2 pseudogenes are annotated in these 1,085 nt (G+C 65.8%); both read left to right on the forward strand.

The features are described 5' to 3' along the window. Positions 1–105 precede the first annotated feature (105 nt). Positions 106–727 (forward strand): annotated as a pseudogene (locus ACLJK8_RS22835) (transposase); the annotation flags it as partial. A 245-nt stretch (positions 728–972) separates the two neighbouring features. Further along, positions 973–1,085, forward strand: a pseudogene (locus ACLJK8_RS22840) (IS3 family transposase); the annotation flags it as partial.

Below are 1,085 nucleotides of genomic sequence, written 5' to 3' on the forward strand. Positions count from 1 at the left end.
CTCCGATCGCAGGCGAGCACAGATGACCCGGGCGGGTGGTCCCCGATTAGGCGCCGATCACAGGGGCAGGTGGGCACCAATTGCACGCCGAAACACAAAGTTCACGGCCTGCCGATCGCGACGGTCACGGCCGACGCGGGCTATGCCTACGCCAAGGTTTACGCGGGGCTCGAGAAGCGTGAGATCGCGGCGTTCGCCATCGGTCTCGAACGCATGGCGACACGATGGCTCACTCCCGGCAAAGGCCGAGCCGATCCGCCGCCCCGTGCGGATGCGCCGCTTCCGCTACGACGCCAAGCACGATGTTCTGAAGTGCCCCCGTGGCAAGAAGCTGAAACCCGGGCGCGCGGTGAAGCATGGCCGCTTCTTCACCTCCCGCGCCCGGGACCGCCGTGGCTGCGATCTTGCAGCGCTCTGCCCGTCGAAGGGCCGAAGCAACAAGGCCGTCGTGCTCGGTGACAACTATCCCGCGCTTCTGAGGGCCCGGCGGCGGAAAGATCGTTGGTCCGATGAGGACCGCTATCTCTACCAACGTCACCGCTGGCGATCCGAGGGTTATCACGGAGAGACAAAGACCTGGCATGGCCTGGCACGCGCCGTCCGACGTGGCCTCGAAAACATGCGCATCCAAGCCTTCCTCACCGCCGCGGCGGTGAATCTCAAGCGGCTCGCCACCGCCTTCATCGCCACGTTCCTCATAATGCTCGGCGCAATCGCGGACCTGATTGCAATGCCGATGTTCCGATGGCGAGTGGTGCCGGTGGCCGGCAAAGCCTGATCACCAGGGTATTCCTCAACGGCCCCGTCGTGCATTTTCAAAGGAATGCGCTGGCCCATGCCGGCAAGAACAGCCGTGCTCGCCAATGTCTCTCGGACCATTGGCGTTCCCTTGGCTCACGGTGTCCGCCTTCATCGCCACCGCCTTCGCCCAGCCCGACCACGCGGCCGCCTCGGCCCAGTGGCGCCTGGTCCTGCGCGGCTCTGCTGGTCAATCGCTCCACCTGCCAATACCGCTCGCGCCGGCTCGGGCAGGTCGCGCTGGAAGCTCGCGTCAAGGAGATCTGCGAAACCCGCGTGCGCTACGG

Source organism: Amaricoccus sp. W119, from assembly GCF_047275745.1.
In the GTDB taxonomy this organism is placed as follows: Bacteria; Pseudomonadota; Alphaproteobacteria; order Rhodobacterales; family Rhodobacteraceae; genus Amaricoccus.